Annotated in this window: 15 protein-coding genes; 10 read left to right on the forward strand and 5 right to left on the reverse strand. The window is 34.3% G+C overall.

Going from position 1 to position 16,096, the window contains the following annotated elements:
• The first annotated feature begins 19 nt into the window (after positions 1 to 19).
• Genes BHU68_RS05545 through fcl form a run of 3 tightly spaced genes read left to right on the forward strand, consistent with a single transcriptional unit; the run spans position 20 to position 2,770 of the window.
• A complete protein-coding gene (locus tag BHU68_RS05545) occupies positions 20 to 769 on the forward strand; it encodes a WecB/TagA/CpsF family glycosyltransferase (protein ID WP_069470589.1) in 750 nt (249 codons plus the stop codon).
• Positions 748 to 1,839 (forward strand): GDP-mannose 4,6-dehydratase, encoded by a 1,092-nt coding sequence (gmd, locus tag BHU68_RS05550; RefSeq protein WP_069470590.1) that lies wholly within the window; start codon positions 748 to 750, stop codon positions 1,837 to 1,839. The genes BHU68_RS05545 and gmd overlap by 22 nt, the downstream gene beginning before the upstream one ends.
• Positions 1,832 to 2,770 (forward strand): GDP-L-fucose synthase, encoded by a 939-nt coding sequence (gene fcl / locus BHU68_RS05555; protein ID WP_069470591.1) that lies wholly within the window; start codon positions 1,832 to 1,834, stop codon positions 2,768 to 2,770. Before gmd ends, fcl begins: the two co-directional genes overlap by 8 nt.
• A 150-nt stretch (positions 2,771 to 2,920) precedes the next feature.
• Here the strand turns inward: fcl and BHU68_RS05560 are convergent, their stop codons facing one another.
• A complete protein-coding gene (locus BHU68_RS05560) occupies positions 2,921 to 3,397 on the reverse strand; it encodes a hypothetical protein (protein ID WP_141700012.1) in 477 nt (158 codons plus the stop codon).
• A gap of 395 nt (positions 3,398 to 3,792) precedes the next feature.
• Between BHU68_RS05560 and BHU68_RS05565 the strand changes: the two genes are divergently transcribed.
• Both BHU68_RS05565 and BHU68_RS05570 read left to right on the forward strand, forming a co-directional pair.
• The gene (locus BHU68_RS05565) at positions 3,793 to 4,401 is read left to right on the forward strand and encodes a hypothetical protein (RefSeq protein WP_069470593.1); all 609 of its coding nucleotides are present in this window, start codon (positions 3,793 to 3,795) and stop codon (positions 4,399 to 4,401) included.
• Positions 4,402 to 4,410: 9 nt separating this feature from the next.
• Positions 4,411 to 5,985 carry an AAA-like domain-containing protein gene (locus BHU68_RS05570; protein WP_069470594.1) on the forward strand — a complete coding sequence of 525 codons (1,575 nt, stop codon included), beginning with the start codon at positions 4,411 to 4,413 and terminating at the stop codon, positions 5,983 to 5,985.
• Positions 5,986 to 6,198: 213 nt separating this feature from the next.
• Here the strand turns inward: BHU68_RS05570 and BHU68_RS05575 are convergent, their stop codons facing one another.
• The gene (locus BHU68_RS05575) at positions 6,199 to 7,842 is read right to left on the reverse strand and encodes a tetratricopeptide repeat protein (RefSeq protein ID WP_141698818.1); all 1,644 of its coding nucleotides are present in this window, start codon (positions 7,840 to 7,842) and stop codon (positions 6,199 to 6,201) included.
• 55 nt (positions 7,843 to 7,897) lie between these two features.
• Here BHU68_RS05575 and BHU68_RS17145 point away from each other — a divergent pair, with 55 nt between their 5' ends.
• The 5 genes from BHU68_RS17145 (at position 7,898) to BHU68_RS05595 (ending at position 12,870) form a co-directional block, all read left to right on the forward strand.
• A complete protein-coding gene (locus tag BHU68_RS17145; protein ID WP_171899488.1) occupies positions 7,898 to 8,053 on the forward strand; it encodes a hypothetical protein in 156 nt (51 codons plus the stop codon).
• Between the two features lie 21 nt (positions 8,054 to 8,074).
• Positions 8,075 to 9,391, forward strand: a complete 1,317-nt coding sequence (purD, locus tag BHU68_RS05580) for a phosphoribosylamine--glycine ligase (protein WP_069472760.1) — start codon at positions 8,075 to 8,077, stop codon at positions 9,389 to 9,391.
• 47 nt (positions 9,392 to 9,438) lie between these two features.
• Complete coding sequence (gene odhB / locus BHU68_RS05585) at positions 9,439 to 10,581, forward strand: 2-oxoglutarate dehydrogenase complex dihydrolipoyllysine-residue succinyltransferase (protein WP_069470597.1); 1,143 nt, start codon at positions 9,439 to 9,441, stop codon at positions 10,579 to 10,581.
• 13 nt (positions 10,582 to 10,594) lie between these two features.
• On the forward strand, positions 10,595 to 11,968 hold the full coding sequence (gene lpdA / locus BHU68_RS05590) for a dihydrolipoyl dehydrogenase (protein ID WP_069470598.1): 1,374 nt from the start codon (positions 10,595 to 10,597) through the stop codon (positions 11,966 to 11,968).
• A 125-nt stretch (positions 11,969 to 12,093) separates the two neighbouring features.
• Complete coding sequence (locus tag BHU68_RS05595; protein WP_069470599.1) at positions 12,094 to 12,870, forward strand: hypothetical protein; 777 nt, start codon at positions 12,094 to 12,096, stop codon at positions 12,868 to 12,870.
• A 29-nt stretch (positions 12,871 to 12,899) separates the two neighbouring features.
• Here the strand turns inward: BHU68_RS05595 and BHU68_RS05600 are convergent, their stop codons facing one another.
• From BHU68_RS05600 to BHU68_RS05610, 3 genes are read right to left on the reverse strand one after another with little or no spacing between them, the layout of a single operon-like run.
• Positions 12,900 to 13,631 carry a hypothetical protein gene (locus BHU68_RS05600; protein ID WP_069470600.1) on the reverse strand — a complete coding sequence of 244 codons (732 nt, stop codon included), beginning with the start codon at positions 13,629 to 13,631 and terminating at the stop codon, positions 12,900 to 12,902.
• Entirely contained in the window at positions 13,628 to 14,980 is a 1,353-nt protein-coding gene (gene cysS, locus BHU68_RS05605; RefSeq protein ID WP_069470667.1) for a cysteine--tRNA ligase, read from the reverse strand. The genes BHU68_RS05600 and cysS overlap by 4 nt, the downstream gene beginning before the upstream one ends.
• Positions 14,964 to 16,040, reverse strand: a complete 1,077-nt coding sequence (locus tag BHU68_RS05610) for a ribonuclease E/G (protein ID WP_069470601.1) — start codon at positions 16,038 to 16,040, stop codon at positions 14,964 to 14,966. Before BHU68_RS05610 ends, cysS begins: the two co-directional genes overlap by 17 nt.
• Positions 16,041 to 16,096: the final 56 nt, after the last annotated feature.

Consider the following 16,096-nt stretch of genomic DNA (forward strand, 5'->3'; position numbering starts at 1 on the left):
ATTAAATTTATAAATAAATATGTATATTCTTGGAATGCGCGTTGATGCAACCAATTACAACAAAGCAACTAATCAAGTTATCCAATGGATTAAAAACAATGAAAGTCGTTATGTATGTATAGCCAATGTGCATATGACGATGGAAGCCTATGATAAGCCTGAATTTCAAAAAATAGTTAATAGTGCAGATCTGGTCACACCAGATGGTATGCCATTAGTTTGGACTTTGCGACGTTTAGGTATAAAAATTGATGATCGTGTTTATGGTCCAACTCTAATGCTACATGTCTGTGAAGCTGCGGAAAAACATGGAATACCTATAGGTTTATATGGAGGAAGTTCTGAGACACTTGAAGCTCTAAAAAAAAATCTAAAAAATAAATATACTAAAATTAAAATAGTCTATTCATATTCTCCTCCTTTCAGATCACTTACTCCAGAAGAAGATGAGCAAGTTGTAACTAATATAAATGCCTTGGGTGTTAAGATTCTTTTGGTTGGTTTAGGTTGTCCCAAGCAAGAAATTTGGATGAATAACCATAAAGATCGCCTTAAAGTTGTTATGTTAGGTGTTGGAGCAGCTTTTGACTTTCATGCTGGTAAAATTAAACAAGCACCAAGATGGATGCAAAATATTGGTATTGAATGGCTATTTCGATTAATAATGGAACCAAAGCGATTATGGAAACGTTATTTAAAACATAATCCTCGATTTGTTGTCCTCATAATATTACAATTAATTAAAACATGGAAAAGAAAAAAGCATTAATAACCGGCATAACAGGACAAGACGGTGCCTACCTAGCCGAATTTTTACTAGAAAAAAACTACGAAGTACACGGCATCAAACGCCGTGCCTCTTCATTCAATACCAATCGAATTGATCATCTTTATCAAGATCCTCATGAAAAAAACCGCAATTTTATCTTGCACTATGGTGATTTAACCGATTCCAGTAATTTAATTCGTATTATTCAGCAAGTACAGCCCGATGAAATTTATAATCTAGCGGCACAAAGTCATGTCGCGGTTTCTTTTGAATCACCAGAATATACCGCTAACTCAGATGCTTTAGGTACATTACGAATTTTAGAAGCTATTCGCATTCTTGGTTTAGAAAAGAAAACCCGTTTTTATCAAGCCTCAACCTCTGAACTATTTGGTGAAGTGCAAGAAACTCCGCAAACAGAAACCACACCTTTTTATCCGCGCTCACCTTATGCAGTGGCTAAAATGTATGCCTATTGGATAACGGTGAATTATCGGGAAGCTTATGGTTTATTTTCATGCAATGGCATTTTATTTAACCATGAAAGTAAACTCAGAGGAGAAACTTTTGTTACTCGAAAAATAACCCGCGCTTTAGCCAGAATTAAATTAGGATTGCAGGAACAGCTTTATCTAGGTAATCTTAATGCAAAACGAGATTGGGGACATGCGCGTGACTATGTAGAAATGCAATGGTTGATGCTACAACAAGACCAACCAGATGACTTTGTGATTGCAACCGGAGAACAACATTCAGTACGTGAATTTGTCAGCATAGCGGCACAACAACTAGATATAACCATACGTTGGCAAGGAGAAGGGCTGGAAGAAAAGGGTTATGATGCAAAATCAGATAAATTATTAGTGGCAGTTGACCCACGATATTTCCGTCCAACCGAAGTAGAAACCTTATTAGGTGATCCAACTAAAGCCAAACAACAATTGGGCTGGACACCAAAAATATCATTTATGGAACTGGTAAAAGAAATGGTAGCGGCAGACATGCAAGATGCTGAACGCGATGCTTTGATTAAAAAAGAAGGGTTTAAAACTTTTAATTATCATGAATAAAAATGCTGTTATTTATATAGCTGGACATCAAGGTTTAGTAGGTTCAGCGATTCTAACAAAATTAAAATTAGCAGGCTATCAAAATTTATTATTACGAACCCATAGTGAATTAGATTTGACTAATCAAGCCGCAGTTGCGGCTTTTTTTCGTTCTGAAAAACCCGATTATGTGATATTAGCAGCGGCAAAAGTAGGTGGAATTTATGCAAATAATACCTATCCTGCTGATTTTATTTATAGCAACTTAATCATAGAATGTAACATAATCCATGCTGCTTATGAACAACAAGTATCAGGATTATTATTTCTAGGAAGTTCATGTATATATCCAAAATTTGCTGAACAACCCATGCGAGAAGAGGCATTGCTAACTGGAGAATTAGAATCGACTAATGAACCTTATGCCATAGCCAAAATTGCCGGAATCAAACTATGCGAATCATATAATAGACAACATGGCATGGACTTTCGCTCCGTAATGCCAACCAACCTATATGGACCAAATGACAACTTTCACCCTAAAAATAGTCATGTGATTCCAGCATTATTACGTCGTTTTCACGAAGCTAAACTAAATGGTGAAGATAGTGTAACAATATGGGGAACTGGCAATGCTAAACGAGAGTTTCTACATGTAGATGACTTAGCAGACGCTTGCCTCTTTATCATGCAATTAGCCCAACCGATATTATCTCATATAAATATAGGCACCGGCACCGAAGTTACCATTCGAGAATTAGCCGAAACCATTAAACAAGTGACAGGATTTCAAGGACAATTGCGATTTGATAGCAATCAGCCGGATGGTACTCCGCGTAAATTGTTGGACGTATCGAAACTAAATGCACTGGGGTGGCAGGCTAAAATTGGATTGTTGGAAGGATTGCGTGAGACTTATCAGTGGTTTATCAACTCTAAATCCCGATTCTAACCAGACCTGACAGGTTTTAAAAACCTGTCAGGTCTAAATCCCTGTAGTTATTAGTATCGCTTTGAACTCCTGATATTAGCAACTACATGTAGTTATAAACGATATTCTTCCAATTGATCGTATGGTTTAGTCCATTCAGGTTCAGTATCGTTATCTTCTAGCATTGATTTTTGCTGGTTGTTCACCAGCACGTTTTTTACGGGCATATTCAATTGCTGAATCAACCATATTTAATTGTTTTTGTAGTTTTTGTGTTTTAGATTGTTTTTTAGCTATAAATTCAAGCCAACGATTCAATAAATGACCACTATCATTCCAAAAATATTGCAATTCTTTAATGCGACTTTCAATTACAATTGTTTCCAATTCTTGATTGACTATCACATAATCCGTAAACACTGAGTGAGCCAATACCACAAACACAGTATAACTCCGAGTGGCTTTTTCCGAAACGTACACCATCTTATTTTGGCTATCAAACCAAACATTATCAAAATAAACACGGATTCCCGTTGTAGCACCAGCTACCACATCACCCACATGATAATATCCTAAGCGATTATCAAATAATTTGGTTTGTAATTCAATTTTAGTTTCATCAATCTCAATCATTAATGAGTCAAACATTCCCATTGTATTTGTCCTATATCGTTTCTTTTCTAAAATGTTACTTTAAAAATTATTCTAAGTCAAGCTATGTAAATGAAGCTGACCATAATCAAGCCAATTGAATCTGATAAAAAATATAGAGAATTATTTTAGATGAATATTTTAGTTGATAAAGAAGCACTGCTAACCGTACAAGAAAGCAACTAGCTTATCGAACCAAAATATCTTTTGGAAAACCTCAAATATGAATCCTTTATCTTGGACCTTCCAAACTAAAGTTTGGATTCCTACATCAAGTCTAAATCCCGATTCTAGCTAGACCTGACAGGTTTTAAAAACCTGTCAGGTCTAATTCTCTGTAGTATTTGAAATCGTGTTATAATTTACCTTTATAAAATTAGAAGGTTAATATAATGGCTTATGGGAATTTTAATAATTACGAAGATGTTGCAGAAAAATTTGATATTTCTTTTGTAGAAACTTCTTTTTTACAAGAAAAATCAATTTCTATTCATCCTGAAATAATAAAGATGATTACAGATAATTTGGCAACACGCAGAAATTATGTTAGTGAAAGCAGTATTTGTGAAACCATCATCTCTCCGATATTAACCACTGTTGCAAAGCAACATCAGTTACCAGTTTGGTCTCATATTCGTTTTGATGTCTCTGAATCTGAAGGTTTATGTGGTATTCCTGATTATTTAATTGCCCCTTCTTCTAGTATTGGCACACGCTTTACTCAGCCTATTATTTGTATTGCTGAAGCTAAAAAGGAAAATTTTAATGAAGGTTGGGCGCAGGTTTTAACTGAGATGATTGCGGCACAACGCTTTAATCAGGATGAACAATTACAAATTGATGGTATTGTGACTACAGGTAATTTTTGGCAATTTGCCAAATTAAAAGGTAAAATATTCACCATGGAAACGGTCGATTATTCTGCATTAGAAAATATTAATAAATTATTGAATATTTTAAATTGGATTTTTTTTAACGCTAAAAATAGAATTTCATTGTAAACAGAAAATATGCGCAATTTTTCATCCTACGGTTCACCAGATAAAAACACCGATTACTACGTACCCAGAGAAGCATTAATCAGCAATGCGATCAAACAATTAAATAGTGGACATTATATAACGGTATGGGCACCACGTCAAACGGGCAAAACTTGGATAATGCAAGAGGCTATATCAAGAATTGAGCAAGAGGGTCAATTTGATGTGGTTTTGCTAAGTTTGCAATTTCTTTATGAAGAAAAGGATGCTGATATAGTGGCTCAACTCTTGGCTCAGGAATTGATCAAGCAGTTAAACTTGGATAAATTATCCATAAATTCGTTAAAGGATTTACATCATTTATTCAAACAAGGCATTCTCACTAAGCCTTTGATCTTGGTTTTGGATGAATTTGATGCTCTTGATCCAGAGGTAATTGCTAAATTAGTGGCTGTTTTTCGTCATATTTATATGACTCGTCGCAATAAAACCACAGCCGAAAAAGATTATTTATTACATGGTCTAGCCTTAATAGGAGTGCGTGCAGCATTAGGAGTAGAAAATGTCAAAGGTTCGCCATTCAATGTACAACGTAGCCTACATATTCCTAATTTAACTCATGATGAAGTAATTGATTTATTTGATAGTTATCAACAAGAACGGCAACAAGTAATTGAACCAGAAGTTGTCGAACGAATCTGGTATGAATTCAAAGGGCAACCGGGCTTAACTTGCTGGTTTGGGGAATTGTTGACGGAAACTTATAATCAAGCCACTGATCAAGCGATTAAAATGACATTGTTTGAGGGAGTTTATGCGGATGCTTTAAATTTGTTGCCTAATAACAATATTCTAAACATCATCAGTAAAGCTAAAATTGAGCCTTATAAATCCTTAGTATTGGAATTATTCCAAACCCAAGATAAGATAAAATTTACTTACCGTGATCCTCTGATCAATTTTCTCTATATGAATGGAGTAGTGACGGTTGATCAAGTAAGCTTAGGAGTGACGTATGTTAAATTTCCTTGCCCATACATACAAAAGCAATTGTTCGACTATTTTGCGAGAGAATTGTATCAGGGAATGAACAGATTATATGATCCATTTGAAGATTTATCAGATACAATTTCTACCAATGGTATAGATATACGTCGTTTATTACAACGATATGAGCAATATTTACAAGCCAATCGAGAAATGGTACTAAAAGATGCGCCACGTCGTAGTAAAGATTTACGTGTCTTTGAGGCAGTATTTCAATTTCATCTTTATCTCTATTTGGTTAGTTTTTTTAATGGTTATGAAGTACAAGTGGTACCAGAATTTCCAACGGGTAATGGTGCGATTGATTTATTGATGCGTTATGCGGGGCAATTATTTGGCTTGGAATTGAAAAGCTTTGCTAATCAACCGGGCTATCGTAATGCCCTCAAACAAGCGGCTAAATATGCTAAAAACTTAGATGTAACTGAGATTTGGTTGGTATTATTTGTAGAGGTGGTGGATGATCAGAATCGGCAACGGTTTGAAATGGATTATACAGATCAGCATGGAGTGGTTGTACATCCGGTGTTTGTGCAGACGGGGAGTTTGGTTGAATAGGGGCAAATCCCTTGTGGTTGCCCTTGCATCATATTTTCGAGATAAACAGTATTTATATTTCTTATTATCCTAAGATTTAGCTCTTAATTTTCTTAATGTTATTCGTAAAGCTATACCATAAAACAAACCATAATCGAGAATATTGACTACCTTCTTTCAACAAAAATAATAATAAAGCAGTGCTTAAAAATAACATGATATATTTTTTTATAATTATTTCAAAACACGCCAAACTTCTTGCACTTTACCATCAAAGCTTAATGCTGCCCAGTCGTTGCAAGACCATAAAATACCATTTATTAAGCGTCTGTGCTGTAATGTTTGTTTGCAATATCTTGGCAGTTTGTGACTTTTAGGTAAATTTTTGCCTTTTAATACTTGCATTTGTATAAAATCGTCTAGCTCTAATATTTCTAGTTTTCCATCTGGGCGTTTGTAAATTTTACCTTTTAATTTGGCTTTTTGCCAATTAAAATATGTTGGTCTGCCCCAACTGTATAATTTTTTTACTAATTTTCTTTGTTGTGAGATTCGTTGCCAGTTCAATGCTATTGAGGATTGCCACTTTAATGATTGTTTGGTTTTAGTTTTTAACTGCATATCAATAAGATGGTTCCAATAATATTCAGCTTGTGCTGGACGTGGGCGTATTTGTAGCAAACGCGCTAAGTTATAAGTTATCATTGCAGGTGCATTGGGTTTTGTTATTAGTCTTTCTAACTTACTCACCGCTAATGACCATAAATTCATACCTATTTCACTTTGTTCATACATGGTTAATGCTAATAATCCTTGAATTTCTAAGTTGTTGGGAGCTAAGCGGCGTAATTCTTCAATGATGCCACGTGCTTTATATGGTTTGCCAAGGTATAAATATGTTATTACTAGATTAATACGCGCTGGAATATAATTTTTATCTGAAGCGGCAGCTTTTTTAAGATAAATTATTGCTTCTTCTAAATATGGCTTGCTTCTTTTTCCAACATAGTCTTTTAAATATCTTTTACTTCCTGCCCGCACTATTGATGTAGCTAGACTTTGTATATCCAACATTGCTGGCATCCAATAAAAATAGGCATGTTCTCGCTTCATTTTTTGACGCGCTTGTTGTAAATAACAAAAACCCAGATTATTTAATACTTCTCGTGCAGGAAATATGCGTTGAAATTCTCGAAAAAAATATTCAGCGTCATCACAACGCTCAAAGTGACTTAAACGTACTCCATATTCAAACAACCTATATTTGTGTTTAATTTTATCTAAGTATGTTTCTAAAATAGCTAAACGTTTCTTAATAGATGGATAAGCAGAGTTTTTTGGAGGTTTAACTTTTTGTAACCAATTAGTGAAAAAGGATTTTTTTAATAGATGTACTTTATAGCCAGCCAGTGCTGCATAGGCATAACCTTCTGCATCTGCCGCTAATTCTTTTTTCATACGCGCTTGTGTAAATAAGCGATTTCTGCGAAAAAATTTATAATCAAGTTTAAGATGCCAATAATCATCATTGGCTAAATGCCCTAATTCATGCCCAAGTATAAAAGCTAAACGGGCTTCAAATTCATCTTTTGAGCTGCTATAACTAGCATCAATAGCAGAACGCCATAGAACGATATTGCCATCACGTAAAGCGCGTGCCCAAGGATTTCTGCCCCTATTATTAAGAACCCTTAACTTAGGGTTTAAAAATTTATGGTTTTTATTAGCGACTTGTTTTAAACGTTGAAAAACTTTATGCGCGGTAGCAGCTTTATAATCTATGCCATACCAATTGACATAATAGTCAATATAATCACGTGGGCTGGCGGCAAAGCAAGTGGTGTTTATGAGTAGTAAGCTTATTATATATTTTGACATAAAATAAATTATATCATAATATGCTATATTTTTAGTTTTTAAGGGGTGAATTTCAATGAACTTTTCGGTTAATAAAATTATATACAATGATGGCAGTTTTTCAATTGCTTGGGGGCAATGGAAAGATCAAACTATGAGTGTTCTTGAGTTAAAGCCATCTCATTCTGAAGAAAATGACTTCAAATTATGCTATAATATATACATACAATAATTAGTAAATTATATCATGATTATGAAACGATTTTTAATAGTTGGTTCTGGCGGCAGGGAAAGTGCCTTTGCTATTAAATTAATAGAAGACTGCATATTATTTTCGGTTATATCTAATAAAAATCCAACAATAATAGACTGTATAAAGCAATCTGGTGGCAAGTATTTAATTGGTGATGTTAGCAATCCTCAACTTGTAACTAAGTTTGCTATCGAAAATAATATTGATTATGTATTTGTAAGTGCCGATGATCCATTAGCAAATGGTGTAATCGATGAATTATTGAAAAATAATATTAAAGCTATTGGTGGAACCAAAGAAGCTACTCGGATTGAATGGGATAAAATTTATTCCATTAAATTAATGCAAGAGATTTGCCCCGAATTTACACCTTTTTTTAAGGTTGTATCCAAACCAGAAGAATTAGCAAATTATATTGAAGAATTTAAACATAAAAAAATTGAGGTAGTAGTAAAACCTCAAGGTTTAACCGGCGGTAAGGGCGTAAAAGTAATGCCTGAGCATCTTAAAACATATCAAGATTGTATTGAATATGCTACGCAATTATTCTATGATAGACCTAATGAAAAAGTGCTTTTAGTTGAAAAACTCAATGGTATTGAATTTACTATTATGGGTTTAACCGATGGCAAGAATCTGGTTTTATCACCAGCAAGTTATGATTATCCATTTAGATATGAAAATGATTTGGGAGCTGGAACTGGTGGCATGGGGTGTTTTACTAATTTTGAAAAGAAACTTCCCTTTATGACTGATAAAGATTTAAGTGATTGTCAGCATATTATGCAAAAAGTTATTGATAAAATGACAGATGATGGATTATTTTTTAATGGAGTGCTTAACGGAGGATTTTTTAAAACTTCTAAAGGCATAATGTTTATGGAATTTAACGGTCGTTTTGGTGATCCAGAAGGTTTAAATGTTTTAACTATTTTAGAAAGCTCTTTTTCTCAATTATTACAAGATATTTGGCATAAAAAATTAAGCGAAAATAGTGTTAAATTTATCAAAAAAGCTAGTGTGATAAAATATTTGGTTGCTAAGGAATACCCAGAACCAAGTAATGAGGAAATCCCTTTTACACTAGACACTGAACAAATTAAATCAATGGGTATAAATATATTTTTTGCAGCAGCAGAAAGTACAGGAGACAATCAATATAAAACCCTTAAAAAATCCAGAGTGTTGGCTTTTGGTGCGGTTGCAGACAAAATAGAAAAAGCATCAACTTTAGTAAACCAAGCGATTGATAATCATTTTCAAGGAAAACTTGAATATAGACGAGACATTGGGCAAAATCTGGATAAATTGATTTAATTCTTCATGGTATAATTCCTTATTATTTATCAATAAGGATTTATATCATGTCTATTGAAGAAGTTAAAGTACCCGAATTAGCAGAATCTGTATCTGAAGCCACTATATTAAAATGGCATAAACAGCAGGGTGATGTTGTAAATGAAGATGAGAAGTTAGTTGATATTGAAACTGATAAAATCATTTTAGAAGTTACTGCCCCTAAAGCTGGTACTTTAATCAAAATTATAAAAAATGCTGATGAGTATGTAGAAAGTTCTGAAGATATTGCTTTAATAGAAACTAATCCTGCATATTTAAATGATCATGCTAAAACTAGCCCTGCTGTTAGAAAAATTGCCGCTGAGCAGGGGGTTGATCCTGATGCGGTGCCACATGAAGGTGATCGCGTTACTAAAAGCGATTTAGTCAAACCAGCGTCTAAAGCAGTTAGACGTTCTGCCAAAACATTAGTAGCTACTAATAATTCCCCATCAACTATTACAAATAGCCGCTCAGAAAAACGGGTGCCAATGAATAGTTTCAGAAAGCGAGTTGCTGAACGTTTGGTAGCTGTTCAACATGAAAGTGCTATCCTTACTACTTTTAATGAAATTAATATGAAGGCGGTTAAGGATTTACGTGGTAAATATAAGGCTAATTTTGAAGCAAAATATGATGTAAAATTAGGTTTTATGTCTTTTTTTACTAAGGCTGTAGTTTCAGCTTTACAGCAATTCCCTATTGTTAATGCCTCAATAGATGGTGAAGAAATTGTGTATCATAATTATAATGATATTGGTATTGCAGTTAGTTCGCCGCGCGGTTTAGTAGTGCCAATTTTACGCGATGTTGAAAAAATGTCTTTTGCTGAGATTGAGCAAAATATTAGTCAAGTGGCTAAACGCGCTAATAATGGTGAATTAACAATGGATGAGTTAAGCGGCGGAACTTTTAGTATTACTAATGGTGGAATTTTTGGTTCAATGTTATCAACACCAATTTTAAATCCACCACAAAGTGCTATTTTAGGTATGCACAATATTGTTGAACGCCCTGTCGCGGAAAATGGCGAAGTAGTAATTCGTCCAATTATGTATGTCGCATTATCTTATGATCATCGTCTCATTGATGGGCGTGATGCGGTACAATTTTTAGTTGCTATAAAAAATGCAATAGAAGATCCTAGTCGGTTATTATTAGATATTTAACTAAGGAAAAAACATGGCAGATTATAATGTTATTGTAATAGGAGCTGGTCCAGCGGGCTATGTGGCGGCTATTCGTTGCGCACAATTAGGTATGAAAACGGCTTGTGTTGATAAGTGGGATAGTTTAGGCGGAACTTGTCTAAATGTCGGTTGTATTCCTTCTAAAGCTTTATTGGATTCTTCTCATCATTATTATTTCATGCAGAAGGAAGCTAAACAGCATGGCATTAAGTCTGAGGGCTTGAGTATTGACATTGCAGCGATGCAAGCGCGGAAAAATAAAATTGTCAAGATGCTAACTGGCGGTATTGGCGGTTTATTTAAGAAAAATAAAGTAGTTAGCTTAAAAGGTGCAGCTCGTTTAATTAGCAATACAGAAGTTGAAGTTAATACACAGATTATTAGTGCTGATAATATCATTATTGCAAGCGGCTCAGTGCCAACTCAAATCCCAGTTACACCTATTGATAATGAGTTTATTGTAGATTCAACAGGAGCTTTAGCTTTTGATGCAGTGCCACAGCGGCTTGGTGTTATAGGAGCTGGCGCAATTGGTTTAGAATTAGGCAGTGTATGGAGTCGCTTAGGTAGTAAAGTTACTGTTTTTGAAGCATTAGATGATTTTTTAAGTGTAGCAGATCGTAAGATTGCTAATGCTGCTCTAAAAGAATTAAAAAAACAAGGTTTAGATATTAAATTAGCGACTCAAGTAACTGCTGCTACAGTTGCTAATAATGAAGTTACTATAAATTATCAGGGCGATCAACAGCTAGTGGTGGATAAACTCATAGTAGCTGTTGGGCGCAAACCACATACTGATAAATTAGGTGTTGCTGATATTGGTATCGAAATAGATGAACGCGGTTTCATAAAAGTAGATGCAAATCGTCAAACCAATGTAGCGAATATTTATGCTGTAGGTGACGTAATAGGTGGACCAATGCTGGCTCATAAAGGTTCTGAAGAAGGTGTTATGGTAGCTGAACGCTTAGCTGGGCAAAAAACTGAAATGCACTATGATACAGTACCTTGGGTGATTTACACTCATCCTGAAATTGCATGGGTTGGTAAAACCGAAGAACAACTAAAAGCAGAAAATATTGAATATAAAGTAGGTCAATTTCCATTTATGGCTAGTGGCAGAGCTAGGGCACATGGCAATACTAGCGGCATGATTCGTATAATGGCTGATAGCCAAACTGACCGTATTTTAGGTGTACATATATTTGGTATTTCAGCCTCAGAACTAATTGCCGAAGCAGTAGTAGCAATGGAATTTGAAGCGAGTTCTGAAGATTTAGCTAGAACCATCCACGCCCACCCAACCCTATCAGAAGCCATGCACGAAGCGGCACTTGATGTTGATGGGCGAGTTATTCATAGTTGACAGAAATGACATTATAATGTCAGGTTTTAAACCTGACAGGTTTGAAAAACCTGTCAGGTTTTGACTCTTTGTATGGAATATAAATTGCCCAAGGATATTAATCCTTCAATTAATAAATAATCATCATGACATATAAAACAACAATTATATTAATCATAATGGCGTGGGCAAATATTGTTAGCGCAGAATGCTGTCTCAACTCTCACCCCGGAGCTAAACCCAACATAGTTAAACCTATAACACAAGCAAATCAATCAACTGTTATTTCTAATCAAGCTTTAATTGAGAAATTCAAAAACACTAATAATGTACGTATTCTGGTTAAATTAAATATTGCTGTTCAGTTTGAATCTAAAGGTGATAAACCAAAAAATAAGAAAACTGCTGTGACTTTTTTACAAGAAGCCATATTAGAAAGAATGCGAGATACAAAGACTGGGTTAGTAATACAATATGAAAATAATCCATATTTAGTATTAGATGTAGATTCAGATGCTTTATCTATTCTAGCTAGATTACCAGTAATTAGCGCGATCACAGAATATGTTCCAACAGCAGTATCACTTTCATCAAGTTTAGATTTAAAATTACAATATCTTGATATTGGTGGTAATAAATTTAATGGGTATTTAAAATATTATCAATATCCTGCTGATACGAAAGGTCTTTATTGGAAATTAGAAAATTATTGCGCAACTACACAAGCACCAAATTGTTTAACTGATCTTAATAACACTCCACCGAAAATTTCTGTAGCCATTATATTAACTAATACTGATATAAAATTACAAGGAGTAGAAGTGTCAGGCAAATCTTATTTTGCCTATTTGAAACTCTTTAGAAATCCTTTAGATCCTGAAGGCATGTATTGGAAAGCTGATAGTTATCGTGTTTTGAAATAGTAATGAACCCCCTCGGGGGGGGGTTTTATTCAAGCAATAAACCCATCTTGATTCTTTGGTTTGTCTTCTCCCTTTAATTCATAATACAATAACAATAAAACCGCATAGAAAAATGGACTAACGAATTTATCAACGGTTAATGATGCAAATTGCATCAATTGCATAAGTTCTTCTGGGCTTAAACTGCTACTAAAGACAATTTGAATAATCCCGCTGGCTAACATACTAGCTGACATCACAATGAAGAGCGATATGCTTAAAATACTAGCAACAGCCCACCAACTTTTCCAAATCATTTGATGGCTTCTTTTTAATGCCTCAAATGCACTAGCATTTTCCACTATAATTAGCGGCGTAAATAATGCCAATGAAACCAGCAAAATTACACCGGGAATTATCACCATAAATCCAATAAATATTAGAATAAAATATATAACAGTAGCTAATATTATAGCGAATAGTTTTTTTAATCCCTCTTGTAAAGCTGTCAAAGTATTTATATCAGACTTATTATGGATTGCACTAATCCGATAAAAAATCGTGCTATATAATATGAACGTTATCAGCATATATAACATAAAAGATACTGCATTCTCATTTATTATATTTAATAAATCTTCTGGTGTTGCTGCATGTAAAGGAATAAATATATTAATTAAAATTGCTAATATTGCATCCATTAATACTAATGGCAATATATAAGCAAAACTACGCTTATATAATTGAAATCCATTGTCTAAAATTTTTGTTATTGATGTCATATTTTCCGCCAAATTGTTCCTTGCGCTCCATCTTCGAGCGAAATTCCTTGTTCCTCTAATTGATCACGAATACGATCAGCCGTTGCCCAATCACGATTATCTCGTGCCGCATTACGTTCGGCAATTTGCTTTTCAATTGCTGCCGCTTCTATTGTATTACCATGTAAATAGTCTTCAGGTACCGCTTGTAATAAACCTAAAATACTCGCCAATTGACCTAATTGCCCTGCTAATTCTGCGGATTGGGTTTTATTAACTTCTTTAGCTAAATCAAATAATACCGCTATAGCTTCTGGAGTATTGAAATCATCTTTCATAGCAGCATGAAAACGTTGATTGTATTCATTATCCAATTCACTACTGCTAACATTGAAACCACGCAATGCAGTATAAAGGCGCGTTAAAGCCTGTTTAGCAGCATCTAACTCTTGATCAGAATAATTTAATGGGCTGCGATAATGACTAGTCAACATAAAATAACGCACTACTTCAGGCTGATAGCGTTCTAATATTTCTCGTACAGTAAAAAAATTGCCTAAAGATTTTGACATTTTTTCATCATTAATACGAACAAAACCATTGTGCATCCAAACATTAACAAACTGTTCACCAGTAGCGGCTTCAGATTGAGCGATTTCATTTTCATGATGTGGAAATTGTAAATCCATACCACCACCATGTATATCAAAATGATTGCCTAAACAATGAGTTGACATAGCAGAACACTCAATATGCCAACCCGGGCGACCATTTCCCCAAGGTGATTCCCAACTAGGTTCTTCTGGTTTAGCCTGTTTCCATAATACAAAATCTAAAGGGTCTCTTTTCGATTGATCTACTTTGACTCGTTCACCAGCGCGTAAATCTTCTAACCGCTTACCAGAAAGTTTACCGTAATCTGTAAACTCTTTAATTGCATAACAAATATCACCACTATCGGCAATATAAGCATGATCTTTATCTAATAAACTTTGAACCATTGCAATAATATCAGCAATAGACTCACTAGCACGTGGCTCTTGATCTGGTGCTAATACACCTAAAGCTTCACTATCTTCGTGCATAGCCTGAATAAACCTAGCAGTTAATTCATGAAAATCTTCACCATTCTCATTAGCGCGTTGAATTATTTTATCATCAATATCAGTGATATTACGTACATAAGTCACTGAAAAACCTACCGAACGTAAATAACGTACTACCATATCAAATACAACCATAACCCTTGCATGACCAAGGTGACAATAGTCATATACAGTCATACCGCAGACATATAAACCAATTTTGCCCGGCTCAATTGGAGTAAAAACTTCTTTTTGTTTAGTTAGAGAATTATATATTGTAATCATTGTTTTTCCTAATTGATCCATTGCCTCCACAAGTTGGGCATGTTTCACATAATACATCTTTCAAACTTTCCCTAGTACGTTTACGTGTCATTTGCACTAAGCCTAATGAAGAAATATCACTGATATAAGTTTTAACAGAATCACCTGCTAAACCTTGTTTCAGTATTTTTAAGACTTGAGAATCTATTAAATCAATAAAATCTATTATAATAATACCAGCTAAATTTCTTAGCCTTAATTGTCGAGGAATTGCCTCTGCTGCCTCTAAATTTGTCTGTTCTAAATTTAAAGCACTTCCAGTATTAACATCAATTGTAGTCATAGCTTCAGTTTGATCAATAACTAAATAACCACCTGATTTTAACTCAACTTTTCGTTCTAAGGCTTTATTGATTTCATTCTCAATACTATCATTGTCATTATCATATTTTATAGAACTACCAGCAAAATCGCGCAAAATACGCTCTTCTAAAGATAAATCTTTATAAATTAAAGAATAAACTGGTGCAGAATTATATTCAATTTGATCCCATAGCTGACATAAAAAATCTATATCAGCACATAAAACATCACTTGAAATTCCCTCAGCAGCAGTACGAACAATAAAACTACTATGTTGATTATTCAGCATAGTAGCTAATTTTTCAGAAACGATTTGCTTTAAACGCTGACGCTCTGCTTGCGATTTGATACGATTAGAAATTCCAATATGATTAGGATAATTTACTAAATATATGATATAAGGTGCAGCAATTGACAATTGCGTACTAACACGCGCACCCTTACTAGCAAAAGGGTCTTTAATAACTTGTACCAATAAAACTTGCCCCTGATACAAATCTATATCAGCAGTATCTAAAAACGCAGTACGCTTCAATCCAATTTCCACAAAAGCAGCTTGCATTTTCGGCAACACACGACACACTTGCCCCTTATAAATATTACCAACTAAACTAGTTTTGGTGTTAGGTTCAATTATAATATCCTGCACCACACCATTTTCTAAGATAGCAACGCGAGTATCATCTGATCTGATCTTAATTAAAACTTCTTTATTCATTTAATTATTAATTAGGAATAATCATTGCATTATCAACAATCATAACTAAAATTAAC

This window comes from Candidatus Marithrix sp. Canyon 246, assembly GCF_001723685.1.
Lineage (GTDB): Bacteria > Pseudomonadota > Gammaproteobacteria > Beggiatoales > Beggiatoaceae > Marithrix.